25 protein-coding genes are annotated in these 23220 nt (G+C 60.8%); 15 read left to right on the forward strand and 10 right to left on the reverse strand.

The features are described from left to right. Positions 1–5: 5 nt before the first annotated feature. Positions 6–1457, reverse strand: a complete 1452-nt coding sequence (gene ffh / locus SYN65AY6A5_RS06200; protein ID WP_099812235.1) for a signal recognition particle protein — start codon at positions 1455–1457, stop codon at positions 6–8. 166 nt (positions 1458–1623) lie between these two features. On the opposite strand from ffh, the gene SYN65AY6A5_RS06205 reads away from it, so the two are divergent. The 5 genes from SYN65AY6A5_RS06205 (at position 1624) to SYN65AY6A5_RS06225 (ending at position 7977) form a co-directional block, all read left to right on the forward strand. Next, positions 1624–3072, forward strand: a complete 1449-nt coding sequence (locus tag SYN65AY6A5_RS06205) for a carotenoid oxygenase family protein (protein WP_011429946.1) — start codon at positions 1624–1626, stop codon at positions 3070–3072. Positions 3073–3602: 530 nt separating this feature from the next. Next, positions 3603–4403 (forward strand): hypothetical protein, encoded by an 801-nt coding sequence (locus SYN65AY6A5_RS06210; RefSeq protein WP_228375455.1) that lies wholly within the window; start codon positions 3603–3605, stop codon positions 4401–4403. An 83-nt stretch (positions 4404–4486) separates the two neighbouring features. Further along, on the forward strand, positions 4487–4771 hold the full coding sequence (locus tag SYN65AY6A5_RS06215; RefSeq protein WP_011429944.1) for a hypothetical protein: 285 nt from the start codon (positions 4487–4489) through the stop codon (positions 4769–4771). Positions 4772–4857: 86 nt separating this feature from the next. Then, entirely contained in the window at positions 4858–6585 is a 1728-nt protein-coding gene (locus SYN65AY6A5_RS06220; protein WP_011429943.1) for an ABC transporter permease subunit, read from the forward strand. 18 nt (positions 6586–6603) lie between these two features. Next, positions 6604–7977, forward strand: coding sequence for a nitrate/sulfonate/bicarbonate ABC transporter ATP-binding protein (locus SYN65AY6A5_RS06225; protein ID WP_099812237.1), 1374 nt, complete (start codon positions 6604–6606; stop codon positions 7975–7977). 262 nt (positions 7978–8239) lie between these two features. Here the strand turns inward: SYN65AY6A5_RS06225 and ndk are convergent, their stop codons facing one another. The 3 genes from ndk to SYN65AY6A5_RS06240 all read right to left on the reverse strand — a co-directional run bounded on the left by ndk (position 8240) and on the right by SYN65AY6A5_RS06240 (position 10015). Then, positions 8240–8689 (reverse strand): nucleoside-diphosphate kinase, encoded by a 450-nt coding sequence (ndk, locus tag SYN65AY6A5_RS06230; RefSeq protein WP_011429941.1) that lies wholly within the window; start codon positions 8687–8689, stop codon positions 8240–8242. 74 nt (positions 8690–8763) lie between these two features. Further along, on the reverse strand, positions 8764–9423 hold the full coding sequence (locus SYN65AY6A5_RS06235) for a HupE/UreJ family protein (RefSeq protein WP_168174241.1): 660 nt from the start codon (positions 9421–9423) through the stop codon (positions 8764–8766). A gap of 79 nt (positions 9424–9502) precedes the next feature. Further along, entirely contained in the window at positions 9503–10015 is a 513-nt protein-coding gene (locus SYN65AY6A5_RS06240; protein ID WP_041438215.1) for a hypothetical protein, read from the reverse strand. A gap of 73 nt (positions 10016–10088) precedes the next feature. Here SYN65AY6A5_RS06240 and SYN65AY6A5_RS06245 point away from each other — a divergent pair, with 73 nt between their 5' ends. The 5 genes from SYN65AY6A5_RS06245 to SYN65AY6A5_RS06265 all read left to right on the forward strand — a co-directional run bounded on the left by SYN65AY6A5_RS06245 (position 10089) and on the right by SYN65AY6A5_RS06265 (position 14983). After that, on the forward strand, positions 10089–10421 hold the full coding sequence (locus tag SYN65AY6A5_RS06245) for an MGMT family protein (protein WP_099884071.1): 333 nt from the start codon (positions 10089–10091) through the stop codon (positions 10419–10421). A gap of 107 nt (positions 10422–10528) precedes the next feature. Continuing rightward, positions 10529–12583, forward strand: a complete 2055-nt coding sequence (locus SYN65AY6A5_RS06250; protein ID WP_099812241.1) for a bifunctional metallophosphatase/5'-nucleotidase — start codon at positions 10529–10531, stop codon at positions 12581–12583. 151 nt (positions 12584–12734) lie between these two features. Continuing rightward, positions 12735–13925 (forward strand): FAD-dependent oxidoreductase, encoded by a 1191-nt coding sequence (locus SYN65AY6A5_RS06255; RefSeq protein WP_071813508.1) that lies wholly within the window; start codon positions 12735–12737, stop codon positions 13923–13925. Further along, positions 13913–14110 carry a sulfur carrier protein ThiS gene (gene thiS / locus SYN65AY6A5_RS06260; protein WP_011429935.1) on the forward strand — a complete coding sequence of 66 codons (198 nt, stop codon included), beginning with the start codon at positions 13913–13915 and terminating at the stop codon, positions 14108–14110. The genes SYN65AY6A5_RS06255 and thiS overlap by 13 nt, the downstream gene beginning before the upstream one ends. A gap of 45 nt (positions 14111–14155) precedes the next feature. Further along, complete coding sequence (locus SYN65AY6A5_RS06265) at positions 14156–14983, forward strand: thiazole synthase (protein WP_041438213.1); 828 nt, start codon at positions 14156–14158, stop codon at positions 14981–14983. A gap of 12 nt (positions 14984–14995) precedes the next feature. Here SYN65AY6A5_RS06265 and SYN65AY6A5_RS06270 read toward each other — a convergent pair whose 3' ends face one another. Next, entirely contained in the window at positions 14996–15628 is a 633-nt protein-coding gene (locus tag SYN65AY6A5_RS06270; RefSeq protein ID WP_011429933.1) for a class I SAM-dependent methyltransferase, read from the reverse strand. Positions 15629–15828: 200 nt separating this feature from the next. Here SYN65AY6A5_RS06270 and SYN65AY6A5_RS06275 point away from each other — a divergent pair, with 200 nt between their 5' ends. The 3 genes from SYN65AY6A5_RS06275 to SYN65AY6A5_RS06280 all read left to right on the forward strand — a co-directional run bounded on the left by SYN65AY6A5_RS06275 (position 15829) and on the right by SYN65AY6A5_RS06280 (position 18051). After that, complete coding sequence (locus SYN65AY6A5_RS06275; RefSeq protein ID WP_011429931.1) at positions 15829–16560, forward strand: M50 family metallopeptidase; 732 nt, start codon at positions 15829–15831, stop codon at positions 16558–16560. Between the two features lie 124 nt (positions 16561–16684). Continuing rightward, positions 16685–16816, forward strand: a complete 132-nt coding sequence (locus tag SYN65AY6A5_RS14670) for a hypothetical protein (RefSeq protein WP_011429930.1) — start codon at positions 16685–16687, stop codon at positions 16814–16816. Between the two features lie 101 nt (positions 16817–16917). Continuing rightward, positions 16918–18051 carry a glycosyltransferase family 1 protein gene (locus SYN65AY6A5_RS06280; protein ID WP_011429929.1) on the forward strand — a complete coding sequence of 378 codons (1134 nt, stop codon included), beginning with the start codon at positions 16918–16920 and terminating at the stop codon, positions 18049–18051. Between the two features lie 29 nt (positions 18052–18080). Here SYN65AY6A5_RS06280 and SYN65AY6A5_RS06285 read toward each other — a convergent pair whose 3' ends face one another. The 5 genes from SYN65AY6A5_RS06285 to SYN65AY6A5_RS13985 all read right to left on the reverse strand — a co-directional run bounded on the left by SYN65AY6A5_RS06285 (position 18081) and on the right by SYN65AY6A5_RS13985 (position 21320). Further along, the gene (locus SYN65AY6A5_RS06285; RefSeq protein ID WP_011429928.1) at positions 18081–19067 is read right to left on the reverse strand and encodes an ABC transporter ATP-binding protein; all 987 of its coding nucleotides are present in this window, start codon (positions 19065–19067) and stop codon (positions 18081–18083) included. Positions 19068–19170: 103 nt separating this feature from the next. Further along, complete coding sequence (locus SYN65AY6A5_RS06290) at positions 19171–20127, reverse strand: NAD(P)H-binding protein (RefSeq protein WP_099884073.1); 957 nt, start codon at positions 20125–20127, stop codon at positions 19171–19173. A 144-nt stretch (positions 20128–20271) separates the two neighbouring features. Further along, positions 20272–20562 carry a 4a-hydroxytetrahydrobiopterin dehydratase gene (locus SYN65AY6A5_RS06295; protein WP_099884075.1) on the reverse strand — a complete coding sequence of 97 codons (291 nt, stop codon included), beginning with the start codon at positions 20560–20562 and terminating at the stop codon, positions 20272–20274. Between the two features lie 78 nt (positions 20563–20640). Next, the gene (locus tag SYN65AY6A5_RS06300; protein ID WP_099812244.1) at positions 20641–21159 is read right to left on the reverse strand and encodes a GNAT family N-acetyltransferase; all 519 of its coding nucleotides are present in this window, start codon (positions 21157–21159) and stop codon (positions 20641–20643) included. A 2-nt stretch (positions 21160–21161) separates the two neighbouring features. Then, complete coding sequence (locus tag SYN65AY6A5_RS13985) at positions 21162–21320, reverse strand: hypothetical protein (RefSeq protein ID WP_011434410.1); 159 nt, start codon at positions 21318–21320, stop codon at positions 21162–21164. 262 nt (positions 21321–21582) lie between these two features. Here SYN65AY6A5_RS13985 and SYN65AY6A5_RS06305 point away from each other — a divergent pair, with 262 nt between their 5' ends. Next, the gene (locus SYN65AY6A5_RS06305) at positions 21583–22362 is read left to right on the forward strand and encodes a cysteine hydrolase family protein (protein ID WP_041437718.1); all 780 of its coding nucleotides are present in this window, start codon (positions 21583–21585) and stop codon (positions 22360–22362) included. 45 nt (positions 22363–22407) lie between these two features. Continuing rightward, positions 22408–22872 (forward strand): cupin domain-containing protein, encoded by a 465-nt coding sequence (locus SYN65AY6A5_RS06310; protein ID WP_011434408.1) that lies wholly within the window; start codon positions 22408–22410, stop codon positions 22870–22872. The last annotated feature ends 348 nt before the right edge of the window (positions 22873–23220 follow it).

The raw sequence follows: 23220 nt of genomic DNA on the forward strand, positions 1-23220 counted from the left end.
CGCTCTCAATGGCTGCCAAACCCGCGGCTACCGCCTCCCTTTTTGCCCCCACCTTTGCCCGGCTTGCGGCTGGGCTGCTGTCGCGGCGGCGCTGCAGAACGTCCTCGCCACTGGGGGCCGCCCACCGGCAGTGGGCCTCGTCCACCCGGCATCCCTGCAAGGCCGCCCAGGCTCATGCTGCGCATCATGTCGCGCATGCGCTGAAAATCGCTCACCAGCCGGCTGACATCCTCCAGCTTGTGGCCAGAGCCCAGGGCCACCCGCCGCTTGCGGCTGACGCTGCGGGCCAAGAGATCCGGGTTGCGGCGCTCTTCGGGGGTCATGGAGTTGATCATGGCCTCGGCGCGGGCCAGTTGGTCTTGTCCTTTTTGCAATTGTTCCTCGCTGATTTTGCCCATCCCCGGCATCAGCCGCAGCAGCCCCGCCAGGGATCCCATGCGCTTGATCAGGCGCATTTGTTTGAGGAAATCGGTGAAATCGAACTGGGCGGTCATCATCTTTTCCGCCATCCGGGCGGCATCTCCCAGGTCGATTTCCTCCTGGGCTTTTTCCACCAGGCTGAGGATGTCTCCCATGCCCAAAATGCGCGAGGCCATGCGATCCGGGTAAAAGGGATCCAAGGCCTCCACCTTTTCGCCGACGCCGACGAACTTGATGGGCTGGCCGGACACCTGGCGAATGGAGAGGGCGGCTCCACCGCGGGTGTCCCCATCCAGCTTGGTGAGGATGGTGCCGGTAAGACCCAGCCGCTCGTGGAAGGCCTGGGTGAGGTTGGCGGCCTCCTGCCCGATCATGGCGTCCACCACCAGCAGGATCTCGTGGGGCTGCACCGCCGCCTTGATCCGCTCCAGCTCCGCCATCATCTCCAGGTCGATCTGCAAGCGACCGGCGGTATCCAAGATAACGTAGTCGTAGCCCTGTTCCCGCGCGGCTGCCACTCCCTGGCGGGCGATCTCGACGGGATCCGTCTTGCCCAGGTCGAAGACAGGGATCTGAATCTGCTGGCCCAGGGTCTTGAGCTGGTCGATGGCCGCCGGACGATAGATGTCGCCGGCCACCAGGAGCGGCCTTTTGCCCTGCTTGCGCAAATACAAAGCCAGCTTGGCACAGGTGGTGGTTTTGCCGGATCCCTGCAGGCCGACCATGAGCACAATGGTGGGGGGCTGTTCCGCCTGGGCAATGGGCACATTCGCCTCCCCCATTACCTTCACCAGCTCGTCGTGGACGATCTTGATAAACTGCTGGTCTGGCGTCACCCCCAGGATGACCTCAGCTCCCAGAGCGGCCTGCCGCACGTCCTCGATAAACTGCTTCACCACCTGGAGGTTGACGTCGGCGTCCAACAGGGCGCGCCGCACCTCCCGCAGGGCTTCTTGGATGTTGGTTTCGGTGATCTTGTCCTGGCCGCGCAGTTTTCTCCAGGCCAGTTCCAACTTCTCGGAGAGGGCATCAAACATGAGCGCTGTTCATCCTGTCAAGGGCTGCTAGGGCATTTCCTACCATAGTTCAATTGGGGCAGCTCCATCTTGGGGATCCCGGCCCCAGCCGCTACCTGGGCCGAGAAAGGCTGGCTACTTTACGAAAGTTTAAGCAACAATAGAAGGCGTCGCTTGCAGACTGGCCATGGTCAGCGTCGCTTCCCGCTCCTACAGCACCACCGACTGGCAGTTGGGCTATCGCTCTTTACGCCAGGAGTATGACTATTGGGCGACGGAAATCGAGGGGCGGATCCCCGAAAGGCTGCAGGGAACCCTCTTCCGCAACGGGCCTGGCAAGCTGGAGGCGGGATCCCAGCGCTACGGCCATCCCTTCGACGGCGACGGCATGGTGTGTGCCATCACCTTTATTGACGGGCGGGTGCATTTCCGCAACCGGTTTGTGCGCACTCCCGAGTTTGAGGCCGAGGAGAAGGCGGGACGGGTGCTCTACCGCGGCGTATTCGGCACCCAGAAGCCGGGAGGCTGGTGGGCCAATTTCCTCGATCTGCGCTTCAAAAACCCCGCCAACACCAACGTTATCTACCAAGGCGGCAAGCTCCTGGCGCTTTGGGAGGCCAGCGCTCCCTATCGGCTCAACCCCGCCACCTTGGCCACCGAAGGGAGCGAGACCTTTGCCGGTGCCCTTGCCCCCAACCAGCCGTTTACGGCGCATCCCCGCCGGGATCCAGCCACGGGGGATCTCATGGCCTTTGGGGTGCAGACAGGACCTTCCTCCACGCTGCTGTTTTACCGCGTCGACGCCCAAGGAAGGCTGGTGGAAAAGCGGGACTACCGCCTGCCGGGTTTTGCCTTTCTGCACGACTTTGTCTGGACGCCCCGCTACTGGATCTTTTTCCAGAATCCGGTGGCCTTCAACCCCTTGCCCTATATGCTGGGCCTGCAGCCGGCGGGCACCTGCTTGACCCTAAAAAAAGGAGAGCCCACCCGCATTTGGCTATTTCCCCAACAGGGCGAGCCGCTGCAACTGCAAACGGAGCCGGGGTTTGTTTTCCACTTTGTCAACGGCTACGAGGTTGGGGATCAGGTGGTGGTGGATGCCGTTCTCTACGAAGCCTACCCTGCCCTGGAGCCAGGGGCTGACTACTTGCAAATTGACTTTGCCCAGGTGCCAGCCGGCAAGCTGTGGCGCTTTGAGCTGGATCCCAAGGCGGGCAAGGTTAAGCGGGAGCTACTGCTGGATCGCTCGGTGGAGTTTCCGGCTATCCATCCGGCCCGTATGGGGGGATCCCATCGCTACATCTACATTGGGGCTACCCATGCTCCCGGCCCCAACGCCCCCCTGCAGGCCATTCTCAAGTTGGACACGACAACAGGCCGCAGCGAGCAGTACAGCTTTGCCCCCCGCGGCTTTGTGGGAGAGCCGGTATTCATCCCCGATCCTGAGGACGCTGCAGAGGAAGCCGGCTGGATTGTAACAGTGGTCTTTGATGCCGCCAGTCAGCGCTCGCAGGTGGTGATCCTGGATGCCTCAGACCTGGCTGCCGGCCCGGTGGCGCGGATCCCCTTGCGGCATCACATTCCCTACGGCCTCCACGGCAGTTTCACCCCTCAGACATGGGTAGAGGCCAGATAGGGAAGGGATCTTGGCATGGCTGGGTTAGTCCCGGGCCGCCGGGCGCGAGCTGAGGAAAAGGTGCGGCTCTGTAGCTCAACATTCTGCAACCTGGGCCGGAGCAGTTGCTACTATCGGCTAGACTTCAGCTACAGTGTTGACAACCGCTGAACCGCGACTTGTTGGGCGCAGGCCTTGGGCGGGTCTGCTAAGCTGACGGGAGGAAAAGAGGAAGGCTGGTAAAGCTCGGTGGTGTGTTGAGCGGGTCTTGGGTCAAGGGCAGAGGTAAGCCCTGTTTTGGCAACGGCAGATGTCTTGCACTGCCTCCCAGCGTCGTCGCCCACCGCTGGGCATTCTGGTAAACATCCTGGATTGACTGCAGCGGAACCGTTACGATGTCCTCAGATCTGAGACCTCCCCTTCGAATTGTACGGCCCCCCAGGCCCACCTCAACCAGCGAGCCCAGGGGATCAGCTCAAGATGTCGGGTCAGCTGCTGGTGGGGGCCAGCCTGTTGTCGCCGCCGCCGCTACGCTAGAGCAGAAGAAAGCGATGGGGAGAGAGCGACCTTGCCTGGAGCCCATCCCGCCGCCCGGGGAGAAGATGCAGTACCGGGCGATTGGCCTCATCGAGGGGCGTTACATTCCCTCGCCCAACCACTTCACTCGCGGGATTTTGCGCACCTCGGATGGTTTAGATCTCAATGCGGTACTGCTAGGCCGGGTGATGAGCCTGGTGCGCAAGTACCTGAAGCCGGAACGCAACTATTTGTGGGTGGTCTATCCCCGCACCCGCGACAAGAGCCAGGATCTGCACGTGCAGTTGATGGGGGTGTGGGCCCCAGAAGAAATGGGGCAAACTCTGCCAGAGGGATCCCGTCCGACGGTGGTGCCGGACTGGTTTTCCATTCGCGGCGAGGTCGTTTTCCAATCGCAGGAAAAAGGGTTCATTATCGTCAAAATCCGTCAATCCGGCAAAAAGAACTCCGCCGGCTCTTCCCCTCAGCGGGCCCAGACGGCCAAGGGCGCCGCATCGCCTGCGGCAACAGCTCCCAAGCCTCAGGCTTTTAAACTGCGCCTGATCGGATCCTTGCCGGGCAAAGGAGTGGGCATCTTCTGGGATCTGCAGGTGCGCCGCCGCGGATCCCTGCTCTACGTGGAGGCAGGAACTCCCATCGGTCCTGTGCTCAAGGCGCCGCCACGCCCGAAGCGTTCCACTCCCCGCCCCAAACTCAAGAAACACTCTCCCCCCTCCACTCGCGGGCAACAGCTAAGCTCAGCTCAACCTTATTCGCCCTCGGATCCTGCCAAAGCACCCAAGCCAGCTAAGCCGATCAAGAAAAAACGTCTGTAGCCTCCATTCCTGGATACGAAGTTGTCTCTACTGCACTTCTGATATTGACCTCGTTGTAATAAACCTTTCACCGTGGTTGCGACATGGCAGAGTCAAACCCCCCTCCCAACAAAGATGAATTTATTTCCCCTCGCTATCCCTACTGGGGTGAGATAAAGCCGCAGAACTTAATTTTCGATGCCAATCTCCAAGAATTTAGCAATAAGGTGTCGCTGATTTGTAGCTTAGAAACGGGGGGCAAGATCACGCCGGAAGAGGCCTATCGCCAAATTAAAGAGCTGTGGAAACAGCTCAAACAGACCAAAAAAGCCATCCTTGACGATCCCAGGTGGAATGAACCTCCTCCCGAGTTACCGGAGGAAGAGTAGCGGGCCGGATCCTCCAGTTCGAAGCGCTCCTAGCTTAACCGCAAACAGTGTACACTGGGGGCGGATGCCAGGCCCATTCAGGGGACATGCGGACTTTTCCTTCTCCGGAGGTGCTCCGTCGGCTGCCGGCTGGGGCTGCCGATGGGGCCATCATTTTGGGTACGTTGGTTCTCCTGGGCTTGGTGGCGCAGGTGGGGGCAGGGACTTTTGAGCGGTTTCAGCCGCCGGCGGTGGTACCTCATATCGACTTGGATCCGCGCAACCTGCCCTACTACGCCGCCCGCTCCACCTTGCGCATGTTCATCGCCCTCGCCTTTTCCACCCTTTTTACCCTGATCTACGGGTATATCGCCGCCAAAAGCCGCTGGGCGGAGCGAATTTTGATCCCTTTGCTGGACATCCTGCAATCGGTGCCGGTGTTGGGGTTTCTCTCCATCACCGTTACCGGCTTTATCGCGCTTTTTCCCGGCAGCCTGCTGGGGCTGGAGGCAGCTTCTATCTTCGCCATCTTCACCAGCCAGGTCTGGAACATGACTTTTTCTTTTTACCAATCCTTGCGCACCCTGCCGCAGGAGCTGGTGGAAGCGGTCACCCTCTACCGCCTATCCGGCTGGCAGCGCTTCGTCCAGTTGGAAGTGCCTGCGGCGATGGTGGGCCTCATCTGGAACGCCATGATGAGTTTTGGCGGGGGGTGGTTCTTTGTGGCCGCCAGCGAGGCCATCAGCGTGCTCAACCAGGAATATACGCTGCCGGGGTTGGGATCCTATGTGGAAGCTGCCGTCCAGGCGGAAGATCTGCCCAAGTTGGGTTGGGCGCTTTTGACCATGGCGGTGGTGATTCTGCTGGTGGATCAGCTCTTTTGGCGGCCTCTGGTGGCCTGGTCGGATAAGTTTCGCCTGGAGCAGAGCGCCGGCGCGGCTGCCCCGGAGTCGTGGCTGTACGATCTGCTAACCACGGCGCGGATCCCACGGCTGATTGGCAATTGGCTAGCTCCCTCCAGAGAATTGGCGGATCGGCTGTTGTCCCATTTAACTCGCCTGCGCTGGGGGGATCCACCCAATCCAGAGGCGGAGCGACGCCGCGAGCGGCTGTTGACTCAGCTCTCTTGGGCTGCCATTGCCGGGATCGGGATTTGGATTGTTTATTTTGTAACCACCACCGTGGGCTTTGGGGAGGTGCTGCTGACCTTTGGGCTGGGGATCCTCACCCTGCTGCGGGTCAGCGTGCTGTTGGTTTTCGCCACCGTGATCTGGACGCCGATTGGGGTGGCCATCGGCTTTAATCCAGGCCTGGCGAAGCTGCTGCAGCCGGTGGTGCAATTTCTGGCAGCTTTTCCGGCCAATTTCCTCTTTCCGTTTGCCACCTTGTTTTTTATCCGCACCCAGATCAGCATTGAGTGGGGCAGCATTTTGCTCATGTCGCTCGGTGCGCAGTGGTACATTCTTTTCAATTCCATTGCCGGCGCCCAGAGCATCCCCACCGATTTGCGCGAAATGGCCGTGGATGTGGGCTTGCGGGGATGGCAGCGCTGGCAAAAGCTGATTATTCCGGGGATCTTTTCCGCCTGGGTTACCGGGGGGATCACGGCCAGCGGCGGGGCTTGGAACGCTAGCATTGTCTCGGAGATCGTGGCCTGGGGATCCACCACTCTTAAGGCTACAGGATTGGGCACCTATATTGCGGAAGCAACGGCGGTGGGAGATTGGCCCCGCATCACTTTGGGCATTGGCATGATGAGCTTGTTTGTGGTGGGCATCAATCGCCTTTTCTGGCGGCGGTTGTATCAATTGGCGGAAGAAAAATATCACCTTTAATCTTTGAGGCCATCTGATATGAGCTCTGCGGCTTCTCCGGTTCTGATCGAGGTTGAGAAGGTCTACAAGCGCTTTCCTTTGCCGGAGGGCAAGGGCGAGTTTACAGTTTTAAGCCAGATCGATTTGCAAGTGCGGGCGGGGGAAGTTTTGGCTTTGTTGGGCCGCAGCGGCAGCGGCAAAAGCACCCTGCTGCGCATCATGGCGGGCCTGATCCCGCCTAGCGAAGGGCGGGTGTTGAGCAATGGCCGACCCCTGCGGGGCCCCAACCCGGATGTGGCCATGGTGTTTCAGAGTTTTGCTCTCTTGCCCTGGCTGACGGTGCAAGAAAATGTGGAGCTGGGGCTGCAGGCTCAAGGGATCCCGCGCCAGATCCGGCGGCAAAGGGCCCTCAAGGCCATCGACCTGGTGGGCCTGGATGGGTTTGAGAACGCCTACCCCAAGGAACTCTCGGGGGGCATGAAGCAGCGGGTGGGCTTTGCCCGCGCCTTTGTCTTGGAACCCAAGGTGCTGTTTATGGATGAGCCCTTCAGCGCCCTGGACGTGCTGACGGCGGAGAACCTGCGGGGGGAGATCGACGAGCTGTGGAACACCCAGGCTTTCCCTTCCCAGAGCATTCTCATCGTTACCCACAACATCGAAGAGGCCGTGTTTTTGGCGGATCGGGTGGTGATCCTGGGATCCAACCCGGGGCGGATCCGGGGAGAGGTGAAAATCGACCTGCCGCGGCCCCACGAACGTACGGATCCCCGCTTCAAGTCCTTGGTGGACTACATCTACGAGATCATGACCAATCCGGAGATCCCGGTCACCGGCGAGGTGGCTGTCCCCAGCCGGGTGGGCAGCAGGGCACCCTCTCCCTACGCGCTGCCCCTGCCTCATGCGCGGGTGGGCGGCATCAGCGGTTTGCTGGAGCTGATTGTGGAATGGCCCCAGGGACGGGTGGAGATTGCCGAGCTGGCCGAGCGGCTGCAACTGGCAGTGGACGATCTGCTGCCGATTTTGGATGCGGCGGTGCTGTTGGGCTTTGCCGAGGTAACCGGCAGGGTGGTACAACTGACCGAGATCGGCCAGGACTTTGCCAACACCACCATCTTGCGCAGCAAGGATCTCTTCCGACAGCAGCTTTTGGCACGGGTGCCGGTCTTCAAGAGCATCCTGCAGACTCTGGAAGAAAAAAACAGCCGCTCCATGCGGGCGGACTTCTTCTTGGATCTCTGGGACGAACATTTTCCCCACGAGGAAGCTGAACGGCAGTTTGCTACAGCCGTTGACTGGGGCCGCTACGCGGAGCTCTTTGAGTACGATGCTTCGGAAGAGCGGCTGTATCTCCCGGATCCCAGCGAAAGCTCCGCCGCTTCTGAGCCCGTCGGCCTCGATTCCCGTTCTGGCTAGGGCCGGCTTGGCTCTGCCTTTTCCAGAGCTGTGTTGTAGGGCAGAGGTACGATGCCTGTCTCAGAAAGCCCAAAGATTTATAGCCGTTTCAAACAAAATACATAAGACACCACCCAAGCACCCCGCGCCGCTACCTTCACCCCCAGCTCCTCCCCCTGTGGGAGAGGGGAGCCCCGGAGCGCTGCACAGTTTTCATCTCTAGCTTCTGTTCGAAGGGAGAAGAGAGCTAGGGATCGACGCGACGAACCATTTTGCTGCCGCCCTACTCATAAATCCAGCTTTGGGTGGCGGGCGTCCAATTTACCAGCTCAGATTCCTGAAACCAAAGGGCGATCTCCCGTTGGGCGGTCTCAGGGCCATCGGAGCCGTGGACGAGGTTGCGGCCTATGTCGATGCCGAAATCGCCGCGGATGGTGCCCGGCTCGGCGTCCAAAGGGTTGGTCTTGCCGATGAGCTTGCGGGCGGCGGCAATCACCCCTTTGCCCTGCCAGACCATGGCCACCACCGGCCCCGAGGTGATGAACTTCACCAATCCGGGGAAGAAGGGGCGCTCCCTGTGCTCGGCATAGTGGGCTTCCGCCAGCTCTTGGCTCACCTGCACCAGTTTCAGGCCCACCAACTGGTAGCCTCGGCTTTCCAGGCGCTGGATGATGCTGCCCACCAGCCCCCGCTGCACGCCGTCTGGCTTAATGGCGATAAAGGTGCGCTCCATGGGATCTCCCCTTGTTGTTACTAATCTTCACCGTTATCCTTGTACCGGATTGGGGATCCCCAGTGCAAGGGTGTCTAGGATCCCACCACGGCCAAGGCTAGGAAGCCACTCCCCACCACCGCGATGGCCCAGCCGGCCCAGCGCAGCAAGCCCGGGATCCGCGACCCCCAGGTTTCAGCCGCCCAGAGGGCAAAAAGTGCCACTCCGTACTGAACCAAGCTCAAGCCCAGCAAATAGCCCAGCCAAGGCATGGGTTCGGCGCCGATGATCGCCTCGGCATAGGCATAGCCATGGAATAGCCCCGCCAGGGATCCCCACAGGAGCAAAAGCCAACTTGGGATCTGCCGCGATTGGGCCAGCAGCAGGCCAAAGAGCACCACCGAGCTGGCGATGACCAACTCCGTCAGCCCCAGGGGATCCCAGCCGGCCAGGTGGATCCCAGTGCCCACCAGACCTGCCAACACAAAGCCCAAAGGGATCCCGTAGCGCCAGGGTTGCCTTGCCGCAATTAAGCCAATGGCCACCACAAAGGCCAGGTGATCTGGGCCGATCACCGGATGGGCCAGGCCCGACAAAAACCCCTCCCACCCCGTGGCGGGCAATCTCCCGCCCAAGGCGTGGTGGGCAAAAGCCGGCCCAGAGGCCAGCCAGGCGATCCCCGCCCCCAGTCCAACGGCCCAGCCGCGGCCCACCTGAGCAGGCAAGGACAAAGGTCGCTGCCACTGCCAAGACATGCTTTTTGCTACCTCACGATTGAACCTATGCGAATGGGTCTAAGCTTGCTGTACCAACAGGCGGGTTTTCTGGGCAAGTTCAAAGGCGCTCGCTGTACCCTTGCAAGTTCTCCGGCTCAAATTGGCGCAAGATCCGCGTGGCCTCGCGCAGGCGGGTTTCGTTCTCTTCCTCCACAATGAGCACGTATTTGCCCGCATTGAGACGGTTGCGGTAGGCCAAAGCATCGCCGGAGCCACTGGTCAGGCCCACCCCGCCCCCGACAAAAAAGCTGCCCATGGCCCCGCTCAGCGCACCCAGCAGGCCGCCGATGAGGTGGTTGCCCAGGGATCCCGCCCAGGCAAAGGTATCCAGGCCGCTGAGGACGCTGAACCCCACCCCGGCCAAAAAGCCAAAGGGCACCAGCCAGATGGCCAGGCGCTGCATCTGGCGGCGGGCCGCTTGGGCCGGATCGATCAGCCCAAACTCGTCCGCCGTTTTGTAGCCTCGCCCCAGTAGGTGCAGCCGCTGCAGGGGAAAGCCAGCCTGTTCCAGGGCGCTGTAGGCCGCCTCGGCAGCCATGCGATCCGGCAGTACTGCAATGAGGTAACTCATAGGTAGCTCATGGGATAATCTGTGCCCGTCATCGGCCAATTCCATTGTCTCCTGAGTTTGGGGAGGGATCCCGGTGGCCCAGTCTGTCAGCCTCTACCAGCGCTTCTATGAGGTCGTGCGGCGGATCCCGCCGGGCCGAGTGGCCACCTATGGGCAGGTGGCGCGGGTTGCCGGTTACCCCGGCTATGCTCGCCAGGTGGGCTATGCTTTGTTTCGCCTGCAAGGCCAAAACACCGACATCCCTTGGCACCGGGTGATCAACGCCCAGGGCTGCATTTCCTACTCCCCTTTTCGCCTCGGCTACGACGAGCTGCAAAAAGTTCTACTCCAAGCCGAAGGGATCCCCTTCGACGCCGAGGGCCGGGTGGACTTGCAGCAATTTGGCTGGGATCCGCGGCAAACTTAACCTGGGCTTGACCCAATCTTAAACAGGCCATAGCGAAATCCCCCTCCCAGCCCTGGTAACGTAAACGCGGATGCGTCTTGTCTTGTGGATGGAGTGAAGGAATTGTCATGAAACCAGCTTGTCGCGCTCGAGGGTCTGCCCCTGCCAAGAGATGGCTTCCGGCTTGGCTGAACCCTCTGGCCAAGTCCCTGTGGGTTGGGCTGTGCTGCCTGGTGCTGAGCCTGGCCAGCGCCTGCGGTACCAGCAGCAGCTCAGTTCCCCCGTCCGGCGGCGGGGCAGGGTTTATCGCCTCGGATCCCAACGTCACCCTCTCCACTCAGCCGCCCGCTTTTACGCTGCAGATTTTGCACGCCAGCGACTTGGAAGCTTCCATTGCCGCCGTTCAGGATGCCCCCCGCTTCTCCGCCGTGGTCAACGCGCTGCGGCCCGCATTTCCCAACACGGTGGTGCTCTCCAGCGGCGACAACTACATTCCCAGCCCCTTCTACAACGCCAGCACGGATCCCTCGCTGCGGGGCCGGTATGACCGCACTCCTGGCAAAGCCGACATTGAAATCATCAACGCCATCGGCTTCGAGGCGGCTGCCTTTGGCAACCATGAATTTGACCAAGGCACACGCCAAATTCGCGACTTGATCCGACCCGACACCAGCCGCGGCTACGCGGGCGCCCGCTTTCCCTACTTGAGCGCCAACCTCAGCTTCAGCGGCACTGGCGAATTGACCAGCTCTGACTTTGCTGCCGATGGCCAAGAGGCCAGCTCCATCCGCGGCAAGATCGTCAAGACGGCGGTGATTACGGTGGGAGGGCAGCGGATCGGCCTGGTGGGTGCCACCACTACGCGCCTGGCCGCCATCTCTAGCCCTGGCCCTGAGGTGAGGGTGGAAGGCAAAGTGGACGACACCGACCAGGTGAATGCCGCCCTCATCCAGAACTTCGTCAACCAGCTCACCGGCCAGGGCATTAACAAGATCATCCTCCTGGCCCACCTGCAGCAGCTCCAAAACGAGGTAACCCTAGCCAGCCAACTGCGGGATGTGGACATCATCATCGCCGGCGGCTCCCACCGGGTGATCGCCAAGCCCACCGACCGCCTGCGCCCTGAAGATGTGCGCACAGGTGACTACCCCATCCTGCGCTCCTCGGCCAGCGGCCAACCCGTGGCAGTGGTGAACACCGGCGCCAACTACCGCTACGTGGGCCGCTTGGTGGTCGGTTTCGACGCCAACGGGGTGATTGCCCGCATCGATCCGGTGAGCGGCGCCTATGCCACCGACGACCAAGGGGTAGCAGCCGTGCGCGGCACCCCCAACCCCGACGTGGTGCGGATCGCCAACGAGATCGGCAACATCATCCGCACCAAGGATGGCCGCACCTTTGGCTCTACCACCCAATTCCTCAACGGCCTGCGGGCCGAGGTGCGCACCGAGGAAACCAACCTGGGCAACCTTACGGCGGATGCCAATTTGGCCTATGCCAGAACGGTTGACCCCACCACGGTCATCTCCCTCAAAAACGGCGGCGGCATTCGCGCTCCCATTGGGGCTACCACCGGCGGTGGCGGCGGCGAGCCGGTGCGGCGGATCCCTCCGCTGGCCAACCCCGATGCCGGCAAGCAGGCGGGCCAAGTTTCGCAACTGGATATCGAAACTTCCCTTGCCTTTAACAACGGCCTGTCGCTGGTGACGGTTACCGCTGAGGAGCTGAAGCAACTGATGGAACATGGGGTGGCGCAAAGCCAGCCGGGGGCCACGCCGGGCCGTTTCCCGCAGATCGGCGGCTTTGCCTTCAGCTTCGATCCCTCGCGGCCACCGGGATCCCGCGTGGTCTCCTTGCGGGTGGACACGCCCACCGGCCGGGATGTGGTGGTGCGCAACGGCCAGTTGCAAGGGGATCCCCGCCGTACCTTCCGCCTGGTGACGTTGGGCTTTTTGGCCGACGGCGGGGATGACTATCCCTTTCCGCGCCTGTCTAACCCCAACCGGGTGAACTTGGCTCCCAGCTCCGGCAACAGCTTCGATACCCCCGGCAGCGAGCAGGATGCCCTGGCCCGCTACTTGCGGCAGATCGGCGTGTTTACCCAAGCCGACACTCCGGCTGCCCAAGATACCCGCATCCAGAACCTGTCGGTGCGCCAAGATACGGTGCTGCAGGGCTTGTAGGCTGGGCTACTCTCAACCGGTGGATGAAGCCAACCGCCCCTCTCCTCTCTGGGGAGAGGGGATGGTTTTAATGAGGAGCCATTCAGCATTCTCGACCCAATAGAATATGCCACCATAGTGCTGCGGGTAGCGCTAGACACGCCAACGCCCCATGAGCCTGTCAAACCCATCTTCTCTGGCCGCCCCCCCGCTCGCTTCTTGGAGAGTGCAGCCGGATCCCGTCCTCATCCTTGGAGCCGGTCTAATGGGGCGCCTGTTGGCTGCGACCCTGGTCGAGGTCGGGCATTCTGTGCGCATTGTGGAGGCAGCTTCTCCCACTGCCCCTGAGAGCAGCGCGGCCCATCTGGCTGCTGCTATGCTGGCTCCTCTGGCGGAGTCTGCCGTCGCCGAGGCCAGCGTAGTAGCGCAGGGGTACTATGCCCTCTCCCGCTGGCCCGCCCTTCTGGCCAGCCTGCCAGAGCCGGTTTTCTTTCAGCAGGAGGGCACTGTGATCCTTTGGCACCGCCAAGATGCCGGGGAAGCCAAGCGTTTCTCGGCCCTACTGGCTGCTGTAGGGGAACGCCTTCCCCATCTCCCCAAGCCTCAGCAACTAGATGCCCAGGCGCTGGCCGAGCTGGAGCCCTCGCTGGCCGGGCGATTTGGGCAGGGCCTGTATCTTCCCCAGGAGGGCCAACTGGACAACCGCCAACTGCTGGCTGCTTTGCTGGCCAAATTGCGCCAGCACGGGGTGGAGGTGGAGTGGGGCCGCCCCTGGGATCTGGAGCAGGCGCGAGCTTGGCAGGAGCAAACCGGCGGGTGGGTTTTGGACTGCCGCGGCCTGGGATCCCGAAAAGAATGGGGCGGACAGGCACCGCTGCGGGGAGTTAGGGGCGAAGTGGTACGTCTGTATGCCCCGGAAGTATCTTTGCGGCGCCCGACCCGGCTGTTGCACCCCCGCTACCCGATCTACATCGCTCCCAAGCCGGGGCACTTGTTTGTGGTGGGAGCTACCGAAATCGAATCTGAAGATCGCTCGCCGGTGAGTGTCCGCTCGGCTCTGGAGCTGCTCAGCGCCGCCTACGCCGTGCATCCTGCCTTTGCCGAAGCGCGTATCCTGGAGTTAGGCAGCCAATGTCGCCCCACCTTGGCAGATCATCTCCCCGCAGTGGTGGAGCGCTCCCCGCGGCTGTTGCAGATCAACGGCCTCTACCGCCATGGTTTCCTCATCTCCCCCGCCATTCACGATGCCGTTTTGGAGTACCTCCACCACGGCAGTTGCCGCTTGGCGCAGCAGCTTGGGATCCCCTTTCAGGTGCAGGCTGCCCCTCTTGCCGGTGAATCCCTATCGCCATGCGTGTCTTGATCAACCAAAAGCCTTACGATCTGCCGGAGGGCACCACGTTGGCCGAGGCGATAGCCCAGGTGGGGGCCAGCGGCCCTTTTGCGGTGGCGGTTAACTTGGAGTTTGTGCCACGCGACCGCTACGAGCAAACCCGTTTGCAAGAAGGCGACCGGGTGGAGATCGTCGTGCCGGTTGCCGGCGGCTAGTGCCCGATTGCCTCCCCTCAAATCCCGCATTGTTGCCCCTCAGCGATGTCCACTCTTCTTCCTGTCTCCCCTTCAACTCGGGCCGATGAGGATCCCTTGGTGCTCTACGGCCAAGCGCTGCCCAGCCGCCTGCTGCTGGGGACAGCCCGCTATCCTTCGCCGGCTATTTTGGAGCAGGCGGTGGCGCGGGCCCAGCCCTGTTTGTTGACCGTTTCCCTGCGGCGCCAGGGGGCGCTGGGGCCGGAAGCTTCCCAGGGGTTCTGGGCCTTGCTGCAGAAGCTAGGGATCCCGGTTCTGCCCAACACCGCCGGCTGCCACAGCGTGCAGGAGGTAGTCACGACGGCGGAGATGGCGCGGGAGGTGTTCGGCACCGACTGGATCAAGCTAGAGCTGATTGGCGATGACTACACCTTGCAACCGGATCCGGTGCAACTGCCCGCTGCCGCCGCCGAGCTGGTTCGGCGGGGGTTTAAGGTCTTGCCCTACAGCACCGACGACCTGGTGCTGTGCCAGCGGCTCTTGGATGCCGGCTGTGAGGTGGTCATGCCCTGGGCCGCCCCCATCGGCACTGGCAAAGGCCCCCTCAACCCCTACAACTTGCGCCTGCTGCGGGAGCGGATCGAGGCGCCGCTAATTGTGGATGCTGGACTGGGCTTGCCCTCCCACGCCTGCCAGGTGATGGAGTGGGGCTTCGATGGGGTGCTGTTGAATACAGCGGTGGCCCTGGCCCGGGATCCGGTGGCGATGGCCGAGGCCTTTGCGGAAGCGGTGCGCTCAGGCCGCCGGGCCTACTTGGCCGGCGCGATGACGCCTCAAGAAGCAGCTCAGCCCAGCACGCCAGTTCTCGGCACCCCCTTCTGGCACCAGGGTTAACTGCCCTATAACTCAAGCAACAGGCTTTTGCGCCTGGACGACCTGCAGGGCTCCTCCAGCGTGCAGGGTCTGCCGGACGGCTTGCCAGCCCTGCTGCTGCAGGTACTGGGGCAAGTCCAGCTTGAGGAAGTGCCAAGCAGTCTCGGTCTCAAACAGGGCTAGAAACAAAACCAGTCCAGGCCAAAGTAGGGGCTGCCGGGGCGCGTGCAAATCGAGAATTAAAAGCCCTCCCCCCGGTTTGAGCACCCGCCACCCTTCGCGCAGCACCTGTTCCAGATCGGGGAGGGGCAGCTCGTGCAGGGCCAGGCTGGTGTGTACCCAATCAAAGCTGTCGGTGGGGAAGGGCAGATCCTGGGCAAAGGCTTCCACAAATTCGACGTGGGGGAGGCGCTGGCGGGCTGCCGCCAGGGCCTTGGGGGAAGCATCCAGCCCAACGACGTTTTGGCTCAGCTCGGCCAAGATCGGGGTTACCTCAGCGGGGCCACAGCAGAGATCCAACACCCGCTCCTGGGGATGAATCTGGATCCCTTGTAGGGGCAATCGCCGCAATCGCTCGCGGCCCCCCACCGCCAGGGCCGCCGCGCGGCTGATGCTGCGGTAAAGCCAGGGAAAGCGGTAGCTCCAGTCGCGCAGGAAGGTGGCCATAAGCAGGGATCCCTGGGGGGCTTCTTCAACCTACCTGTGAGACGGCTCCCCTGTCTCCTTGCTGCCCCTCACCCCAACCTCTCTCTCGGAGGGAGAGGGGAGTTGGCCTGGCTATTTTTGCCTGAGGTGGAACTTTCTTCTGCTGGCAATCGTCTAGACCAGCAGGTCATCTTGGGCCTTTTCCCCACCCACCTGCTGGTATGACTCAGTTTGAGCTGCCTCCTTCCCCTTCCGCAAGGCCTGGCCGGCACAGCGTGGTTTGGCTGGTGGCTGCTGCCGGGCTGACGGTCTTGCTCTGGCAGTTTCCCTGGGGCAATTACCTCCTCTACCCCTTTACCCTGTTAGCCACCTGGTTTCACGAGATGGGCCATGGCCTGATGGCGCTGCTGTTGGGGGGAGAGTTTCATCGTCTCGAGATCTATCCCGACGGCTCGGGGCTGGCCATCCACAGTGGCCAGCTATTTTTGGGGCGGGTGGGGCGGGCCTTGGTAGCCGCTGCCGGGCCGATGGGGCCGCCGCTAGCCGGGGCCCTGTTCATCCTCACCTCCCGCCGCCGCGGCACAGCTCGGCTGGGGCTGGTGTTTTTGGGATCCCTGTTGTTGCTCTCGACGCTGCTCTGGGTGCGCTCTCCCTTTGGCCTGTTGTTCCTCCCGGCCATGGGTTTGGGCATCCTGGCAGTAGCTCGCTGGGCTTCTCCTTGGCTGCGGGGCTTTGCCTTGCAGTTTTTGGGGGTGCAAGCCTGTGTGAGCACCTACCACCAACTCGACTACCTGTTTGTGGAGTCTGCGGTGATTAACGGGCGGCTGGTCCTCTCGGATTCCAGCCAGATTGCCCAAAACCTGTTTTTGCCCTACTGGTTTTGGGGAGGGGTGATGGCGGTGTTCTCTTTGGTCTTGCTGATCACCAGCTTGCAACTGGCCTTTCGCGACTAGGGGGCAAAACCGCAATTTTGGAAGTGATTCCTGTCACCTAAAAATCCGTCGCCCATCACTGCCCAGCCGCAAAAACCGCCGCTACAGTAGGGGGCATGAGGAGTGAGGAGTGTGGGAGCGGATTATGTGGCGAGATGTTATCGGACTGGCCCTGGCGGCCACGCTGTTGTTGATTAGCAAAACGGCGGCTGATACCCTCGGCCAGAACCAAGAGCCAACTCATTCTGTTCCGCTGCAAGACAAGCTGCTGGAATAAAGTTGTGCCGCTGCTGTCCCAAGCCGTTATCTCGTTGCCGTTTTGTGCAACACTCATCCTCAGAGAATCTTTAGAGTCTTTTCATTAGGCTTGGGATCCCAATGCGCATAGCCCTGTTTACGGAGACGTTTCTGCCCAAGGTGGATGGCATCGTCACGCGGCTTTGCCACACAGTGCGCCATCTAACGGCTCGCGGCAACTCGGTGCTTATCGTCGCGCCTCAGGGAGCCCCCAGGCGGTTTGCGCGGGCACGGGTCTACGGGATCCCGGGCTTCCCCTTGCCTTTGTACCCGGAGTTGAAGCTGGCTGCCCCTGGCCCGGCCATCGGCAAGCTGCTCAACCGTTTTCGACCGGATGTGATCCACGTGGTCAACCCGGCAGTTTTGGGGTTGGGGGGCCTCTACTACAGCCAGACGATGGGGATCCCGCTGGTGGCCTCCTACCACACCCATTTGCCAAAGTACCTCAAGCACTACGGGCTGGGTTTCCTAGAGGGGGTGTTGTGGAGCCTCCTCAAGCTGGGACACAATTTGGCGCGGCTCAACCTCTGCACCTCGACGGCCATGATGCAGGAGTTGAGCGCCCACGGCATCGAGCGGGTACACCTGTGGCAGCGGGGGGTGGATACGGAGCTGTTTCACCCGCAGGCTGCTAGCCCAGAGATGCGGGCCCGCCTCACGGCAGGGCAGCCGGAGCGACCCCTGTTGCTCTACGTGGGGCGGCTCTCAGCAGAAAAAGAGGTGGGGCGGATCCGGGTGTTGCTGGAGCAGATCCCGCAAGCGCGGCTGGCCATTGTGGGCGACGGGCCGGAGCGGGGATCCCTGGAGCAACATTTTGCCGGCTACGATGTGGTGTTTACGGGCTACTTGCAGGGGCAAGACCTGGCAGCGGCCTTTGCTTCCGCGGATCTGTTCGTGTTCCCCTCCCGTACCGAGACGCTGGGGCTGGTCTTGTTGGAGGCCATGGCTGCCGGCTGTCCGGTGATCGCCCCCCGCTGCGGCGGCATTACCGATGTGGTGGACAGCGGCCGCAACGGCTTTCTCTTCGAGCCGGACTCCGACAGCGACTTTGTTCGGGCCACGCGGCAGCTGTTGGACAGCGCCGGGCAGCGGCAGCTCTTCCGGCAGCAGGCCCGCCAAGAGGCTGAGCGCTGGAGTTGGTCGGCAGCCACGCAGCAGTTGGAGGAGTACTACCGCGCCGTCATCGCCGAGTCGGGATCCAGGCTGCGGAAATGACGTTCCAGGACACCTAGGGTGGAGTCCACTTAGGCAGAGACGGGCCGATCCCCTTCAATAGCCCGCACCTGGTCGACGAAGAATTCTTCCAAAGATTGCCGCTGCAGATGCAAATCGGTCACCACCGCCCCCGCCTGGCTTAGAAGCGTTAGCAGCTCCGGCAGGGATCCGCCCCATTCCCCCGACCAGTGGGATCCCTGGATGGAGAAGTGCTCGAGGCGGTCGCGGAACTGGTCGATGGCGCCGCCGTGCCCTTGCACGTGGTAGCTTTTGCTTTGGCCCAGCAGCTCGTCCAACGTCCCCTGCTGCACCAATTTGCCGCCGACCATGAGGCCGACGCGGTTGCAGATCACCTCCACATCTCCCAAGATGTGGCTGTTGAAGAACACCGTTTTGCCCTGTTGCTTGAGGGACAAGATGATCTCGCGCATCTGGTAGCGGCCCATGGGATCCAGCCCCGACATCGGCTCGTCTAGGAACACCAGCTCCGGGTCGTTGATCAGGGCTTGGGCCATGCCGGTGCGCTGCAGCATGCCCTTGGAGTAGGTGCGCAGTTGCTTTTTGCGGGCCGTATCGATAGAAAGCCCCACCAGCTCCAGCAGTTGCGGGATCCGCTCCTTGAGGAGGCTATCGGACAGGCGAAAGACCTTGCCGGCAAAATAGAGAAACTCCCATGCCGTCAGGTAATCGTAAAAATAGGGGTTCTCCGGCAGATATCCCACCCGCTGCTTAATGGAGCGATCCCCCAGAGGCTTGCCCAGGAGCGTGCCCCTGCCGCTGGTGGGCTCCACAATCCCTAGCAGGCATTTGATCGTGGTGGTTTTGCCGGCCCCATTCGGCCCCAACAGCCCAAAAGTTTCGCCGCGGGCTACCGTTAGAGAAAAATCCTTCAGGGGGCTGACCACCTTGTTTAGCCAAAAGCCGGTGCGATAGGTTTTGGTCAGGCCGGAGATGGCAATGGCCGGTTCGGGATGGAGGTCAGTCGCTTCAGGGGAGGGGGCAACCGTCTCGCTCATAGAGAGAAAGCCGGGGCTGAGAAAAGAACCAGGGCGAACCCTGGGGGATGCTGGGCCGCTATCCAGTTTACCCTGTCCCAGCTACTGGTTTGGTTGCAGTTTCCTAGAAGGGCCTCTTGACCTTGGGTTGTTTAACCTTCAGCTCGCGAATCCGTTTCAACATCTTTTGGAAATACTCAGCCAGGTAGTCTTCAAGGGAGGTCAGGGAAGCCAGTTCAATGCCCAAGGCTTCGCACACAGGCGTCATGTCGGCATACATCGGCTCTTTGGCGGCAATTACCTCCACAAACGCCAGCCGGTCGGCAATGTTCCAGCTCCACTGAAAAAACTGGGCCACCCTGCGCGCTCCCCGCAAGACCCCCAGTGGTATGGTTCGAACCTTGGCCTTTTTGCCGGAAAGCTGCTCACAGAGAGCGATGACCTCTTGGGAAGTCCAGGCCTTGGGTCCCACCAAGGGAAAGACCTGCTGCTTGGCGGCTTCGACGCTGAGGGCTCGCACGGCAAATCGAGCTGCATCTAGGGTGTCGAGGTAGGCCGTGGGGATGCTCTCGCTGGCTACCCAAACAATTTGCTCTTCCAAAATCGGGATGGCGTACTGGCCGATCAATCCCTGCATAAAGCCCGCCGGACGAAAGATGGTGTAGGGCATCTGGGATCCGATCAAGTATTTCTCGATGTGGTGCTTGAAATTCATCAGGGGCACATTAGGGTACTCGTGCTGAGCACCCATGATGGAGAAAAAGATAAAATGCCCCACTTGGGCAGCCCGTGCCGCATTGATCAGAGCAACTTTGCCATCCCAATCCACCTGGCGGGCGCTGAGGGTGTCGGTTACTCGCACCGTGGCACAGTCGATCACCGCCTCGATGCCTTCCATGGCGGAGTTGAGGGTGCTGGGCTGAAGCAGATTTCCCACCTTCAGTTGAGCGCCCCATTCACTTAAGAAAGCAGCCTTTGCCGGATTTCGCACCAGACAGGTAACTTGGTGTCCCTCTTCGATGGCTCGGCGTACCACTTGACGGCCCAGCGTTCCCGTCGCCCCCACAACCAGCACGTTCATAAAATTATCATTTCTTAACCTTAGGCTTAGTCTATCAGACCAGCGCAACTCCCGACACAACCTTAGAGGCAGCAACAAACCAATGGGGATCCTCTGCCAAGCCGGCTCTGAAGGGATCCCTAGAGTTAGGTACTGAGAAAGCGTTCAGCCGGCCAGCTCGTTCATGCGTTGCGCCAGGGTAAAGTCCAGTTCTGTAATGCCCCCGGCATCGTGGGTGGTAAGATGCACCCGCACGCGGTTGTAGACATTGGTCCATTCTGGATGGTGCCCCATGCTCTCGGCCACCAAGGCCACACTGCTCATCCAGCCAAAGGCTTCGACAAAGGAGCGAAACTGAAATTGACGATGCAGCTTCCCATCCTGCAAAGACCAGCCCGGCAGATTTTCCAGCTTGGCTTGGACCTCAGCTTCACTGAGTTTGACAGGTCTGGACATGGGCTTTCCCTCCGGTCGATGCCATCGTTTTCATCACGCTTTCATCAAAGGAGCAACTGAGAGCGGATCCCAGCTTATTTACAAAACTTCATAACCTTTTGGTTCTGCCACGCCAGCAGCGCCGAGGGGTTTGTACAGCCAGTAGCCTTGCACGGAGAAATGGGCCCGCTTGTAGAAATTGAGGGCAGCCTGGTTATGGCGATAAACCTGCAGGGTGATGGCCGCCAGCTGCTGCTGGGATCCCCAGCGTTCCACCTGTTGCATCAAAGCTCTGCCCAGGCCCTGCCGACGATGGGCGGGATCCACCCAGAGCAAAAAGACGTAGGCCACCCGCCGATGGGTGGCTTGATCTGTGGAGATGCCGGCCCAAACACAGCCCACCGGCTCTGCAGTTTCTTCTTTCAAGATCCACCAGCAGGGGGTGCGGGGGGGGTCGAAGAGGCGATCCAGCGTCTCTTCTAGGTGATCCCAGTTGCTTTGTTCTGGAAAAGATTCCTGCAACGTGGCCTGCAATCCTCGTCGCACCCAGGGCCGATCCCAGGCTGAACCGATGCGCCAACGATAACCCACAGGCAGAGGGATCCCTTGTTCAGCCATCCTCAGGCATTTGCAGAAAGGGCCACAGGCGTCGCTTCTTCTAGAGGGGCAGGCTGGGCCATATCCTCCGGCAGAAACGAGCGAATGCTCACCACCACCAGGGTAAACAGAAACACCAGCAGGATGAGGGCAGGAAAGATATATTGCCGCAGGATGCTCATATTTCTACATAACCTTGGTCTCTACAGCATAGCGTGCAGAGGGGAATCCCTAGGCAGCTTTTCGGAAATCTCCTCGGTTTTTCTTCTCCTGGTCTCCATCTTAATCCCTATCAACTGACCCTGGGGGATCCCATGCGTCAATAAGGTGAGAAAGTGTAGCCTACGATTCCAAAGTGAGGTTGGCTGTGCATTAAGGTCGAGCGTAGTTGTGGGTCATCCGCCCCACCTGATCCCACTGCTGCGCGACGCGAGCGGAGAATCCATGAGCACTCCCAATCGCCCCTTGAAGACCCTTGGGATCCCTCCCAATGCCTGGGCCGTGAATGCCGAAATGGCCGACCTCACCCGTCCGCCCTTGGATCCCCGGCCCATCCTGCTACCCACCTCCAGCAAAACCCTGCGCTTGGATCTGGCCAAGGCGGCGTTGTTGGTGATCGACATGCAAAACGACTTTTGTCATCCCGACGGTTGGCTGGCCAGCATTGGCGTCGATGTTACACCTGCACGGGCTCCCATCGGCCCTCTAAAAGCCCTGCTGCCCCGCCTGCGACAAGCTCAAGTGCCGATTGTGTGGGTGAACTGGGGCAATCGCCCTGACTTGCTCAACATCAGCGCCGGCTTGCGACATGTGTACAACCCCACCGGAGAGGGAGTAGGGCTGGGGGATCCCTTGCCTAAGAACGGGTCTTTGGTCCTCACGCGGGGCAGTTGGGGCGCTGCTGTGGTGGAGGAACTGGAGGTCAAGCCCGAGGATATCTGGGTGGATAAGTTCCGCATGAGCGGCTTTTGGGATACCCCTCTCGATAGCATTCTCAGAAACCTGGGGCGCACCACCCTCTTTTTTGCCGGTGTGAACATCGACCAGTGCGTCATGACCACGCTGCAAGATGCCAATTTCCTCGGCTACGACTGCATTTTGCTGGAAGACTGCGCCGCCACCACCTCTCCTGAATACTGTTTGCTAGCTACCCTCTACAACGTCAAGCAGTGCTTTGGCTTTGTCGCCTCCTCCTCAGATTTGCTCGCGGCTCTCCCCTGTTAGCACTTGCCCACTATTCACCCCTCATCTCTTGAGCGGAGGATCCGGATGCAAACGCTTTCCCGCTGTGTGATCCCAATTGTTAAAACCCCTGCCGATTATCAGGCTTTTCGCATCAGCCCCCACGATACCAATCGCCTGGCCATCGTGTTCGATCCTTCTCATGCTCAGATTTCTCTAACCTTTTGTGTGGAGATCTTCGATGAGGGAGGCAAAACCCCTCCAAATCGCCATCAAATGGCTGTGGAAATGTTTTTTGTTCTCAAGGGGGAAGGCCTGGCCATTTGCGATGGAAAAGCGGCCCCCATCAAAACCGGAGATAGCATTCTGGTACCGCCGACCGGTGTACATGAAATCCACAATACCGGCCCAGGCCGCCTCTACGCCCTCTGCTTCATGGTGCCCAACGAAGATTTTGCCGAGCTCATCCGCTCCGGCACTCCTGCGGACTTGGATGAGGAGGATTTGCAGGTGCTGTCGGGGGGCTGGAGAAGGGCATTTGCTGAGGCTTAGGCCTCAATGGCTCTGGGAGCTGTAGAGGTTGGAAGTCAGGGGTACTGATACATTCACGCTGAACTCTCCTGAACATGGTTCAGGAAAGAAGCGATCGCATCCTGCCTATCTCTGAGCAGGAAGGCGGTATCCCGCAAAGCCCTGAGGAATACCCCCCGAGCGCTTTCCCCCTTCACTTCCCGGCAACCGTTGCGGTGGACTCAAGGATCAGGGGGAAACTTGGTCTACTATATCCCTCTCAATGACTTTTGCCAAACCGCCTAAAGCTCAGTAAATTCAGCAAAGTTCAGGGTTTTGGGGGTTAGAGGCATGCTCCGACAAATCTTTTCCCAGGGTCTCTGTTTCCAT

Source organism: Synechococcus sp. 65AY6A5 (genome assembly GCF_002760415.1).
Taxonomy (GTDB): domain Bacteria; phylum Cyanobacteriota; class Cyanobacteriia; order Thermostichales; family Thermostichaceae; genus Thermostichus.

What these genes read in the sequence shown, in the direction of transcription:
- SYN65AY6A5_RS06275 (WP_011429931.1), top strand. Translation starts at nt 15,829, where the DNA reads ATGACTCAGTTTGAGCTGCCTCCTTCCCCTTCCGCAAGGCCTGGCCGG.
- SYN65AY6A5_RS06285 (WP_011429928.1), bottom strand. Translation starts at nt 19,067, where the DNA reads ATGAGCGAGACGGTTGCCCCCTCCCCTGAAGCGACTGACCTCCATCCC.
- SYN65AY6A5_RS13985 (WP_011434410.1), bottom strand. Translation starts at nt 21,320, where the DNA reads ATGAGCATCCTGCGGCAATATATCTTTCCTGCCCTCATCCTGCTGGTG.
- SYN65AY6A5_RS06255 (WP_071813508.1), top strand. Translation starts at nt 12,735, where the DNA reads ATGAGCCTGTCAAACCCATCTTCTCTGGCCGCCCCCCCGCTCGCTTCT.
- SYN65AY6A5_RS14670 (WP_011429930.1), top strand. Translation starts at nt 16,685, where the DNA reads ATGTGGCGAGATGTTATCGGACTGGCCCTGGCGGCCACGCTGTTGTTG.
- SYN65AY6A5_RS06225 (WP_099812237.1), top strand. Translation starts at nt 6,604, where the DNA reads ATGAGCTCTGCGGCTTCTCCGGTTCTGATCGAGGTTGAGAAGGTCTAC.
- thiS (WP_011429935.1), top strand. Translation starts at nt 13,913, where the DNA reads ATGCGTGTCTTGATCAACCAAAAGCCTTACGATCTGCCGGAGGGCACC.
- ffh (WP_099812235.1), bottom strand. Translation starts at nt 1,457, where the DNA reads ATGTTTGATGCCCTCTCCGAGAAGTTGGAACTGGCCTGGAGAAAACTG.
- SYN65AY6A5_RS06270 (WP_011429933.1), bottom strand. Translation starts at nt 15,628, where the DNA reads ATGGCCACCTTCCTGCGCGACTGGAGCTACCGCTTTCCCTGGCTTTAC.
- SYN65AY6A5_RS06215 (WP_011429944.1), top strand. Translation starts at nt 4,487, where the DNA reads ATGGCAGAGTCAAACCCCCCTCCCAACAAAGATGAATTTATTTCCCCT.
- SYN65AY6A5_RS06295 (WP_099884075.1), bottom strand. Translation starts at nt 20,562, where the DNA reads ATGTCCAGACCTGTCAAACTCAGTGAAGCTGAGGTCCAAGCCAAGCTG.
- SYN65AY6A5_RS06205 (WP_011429946.1), top strand. Translation starts at nt 1,624, where the DNA reads ATGGTCAGCGTCGCTTCCCGCTCCTACAGCACCACCGACTGGCAGTTG.
- SYN65AY6A5_RS06220 (WP_011429943.1), top strand. Translation starts at nt 4,858, where the DNA reads ATGCGGACTTTTCCTTCTCCGGAGGTGCTCCGTCGGCTGCCGGCTGGG.
- SYN65AY6A5_RS06235 (WP_168174241.1), bottom strand. Translation starts at nt 9,423, where the DNA reads ATGTCTTGGCAGTGGCAGCGACCTTTGTCCTTGCCTGCTCAGGTGGGC.
- SYN65AY6A5_RS06305 (WP_041437718.1), top strand. Translation starts at nt 21,583, where the DNA reads ATGAGCACTCCCAATCGCCCCTTGAAGACCCTTGGGATCCCTCCCAAT.
- SYN65AY6A5_RS06310 (WP_011434408.1), top strand. Translation starts at nt 22,408, where the DNA reads ATGCAAACGCTTTCCCGCTGTGTGATCCCAATTGTTAAAACCCCTGCC.
- SYN65AY6A5_RS06250 (WP_099812241.1), top strand. Translation starts at nt 10,529, where the DNA reads ATGAAACCAGCTTGTCGCGCTCGAGGGTCTGCCCCTGCCAAGAGATGG.
- ndk (WP_011429941.1), bottom strand. Translation starts at nt 8,689, where the DNA reads ATGGAGCGCACCTTTATCGCCATTAAGCCAGACGGCGTGCAGCGGGGG.
- SYN65AY6A5_RS06240 (WP_041438215.1), bottom strand. Translation starts at nt 10,015, where the DNA reads ATGAGTTACCTCATTGCAGTACTGCCGGATCGCATGGCTGCCGAGGCG.
- SYN65AY6A5_RS06280 (WP_011429929.1), top strand. Translation starts at nt 16,918, where the DNA reads ATGCGCATAGCCCTGTTTACGGAGACGTTTCTGCCCAAGGTGGATGGC.
- SYN65AY6A5_RS06265 (WP_041438213.1), top strand. Translation starts at nt 14,156, where the DNA reads ATGTCCACTCTTCTTCCTGTCTCCCCTTCAACTCGGGCCGATGAGGAT.
- SYN65AY6A5_RS06210 (WP_228375455.1), top strand. Translation starts at nt 3,603, where the DNA reads ATGGGGAGAGAGCGACCTTGCCTGGAGCCCATCCCGCCGCCCGGGGAG.
- SYN65AY6A5_RS06290 (WP_099884073.1), bottom strand. Translation starts at nt 20,127, where the DNA reads ATGAACGTGCTGGTTGTGGGGGCGACGGGAACGCTGGGCCGTCAAGTG.
- SYN65AY6A5_RS06300 (WP_099812244.1), bottom strand. Translation starts at nt 21,159, where the DNA reads ATGGCTGAACAAGGGATCCCTCTGCCTGTGGGTTATCGTTGGCGCATC.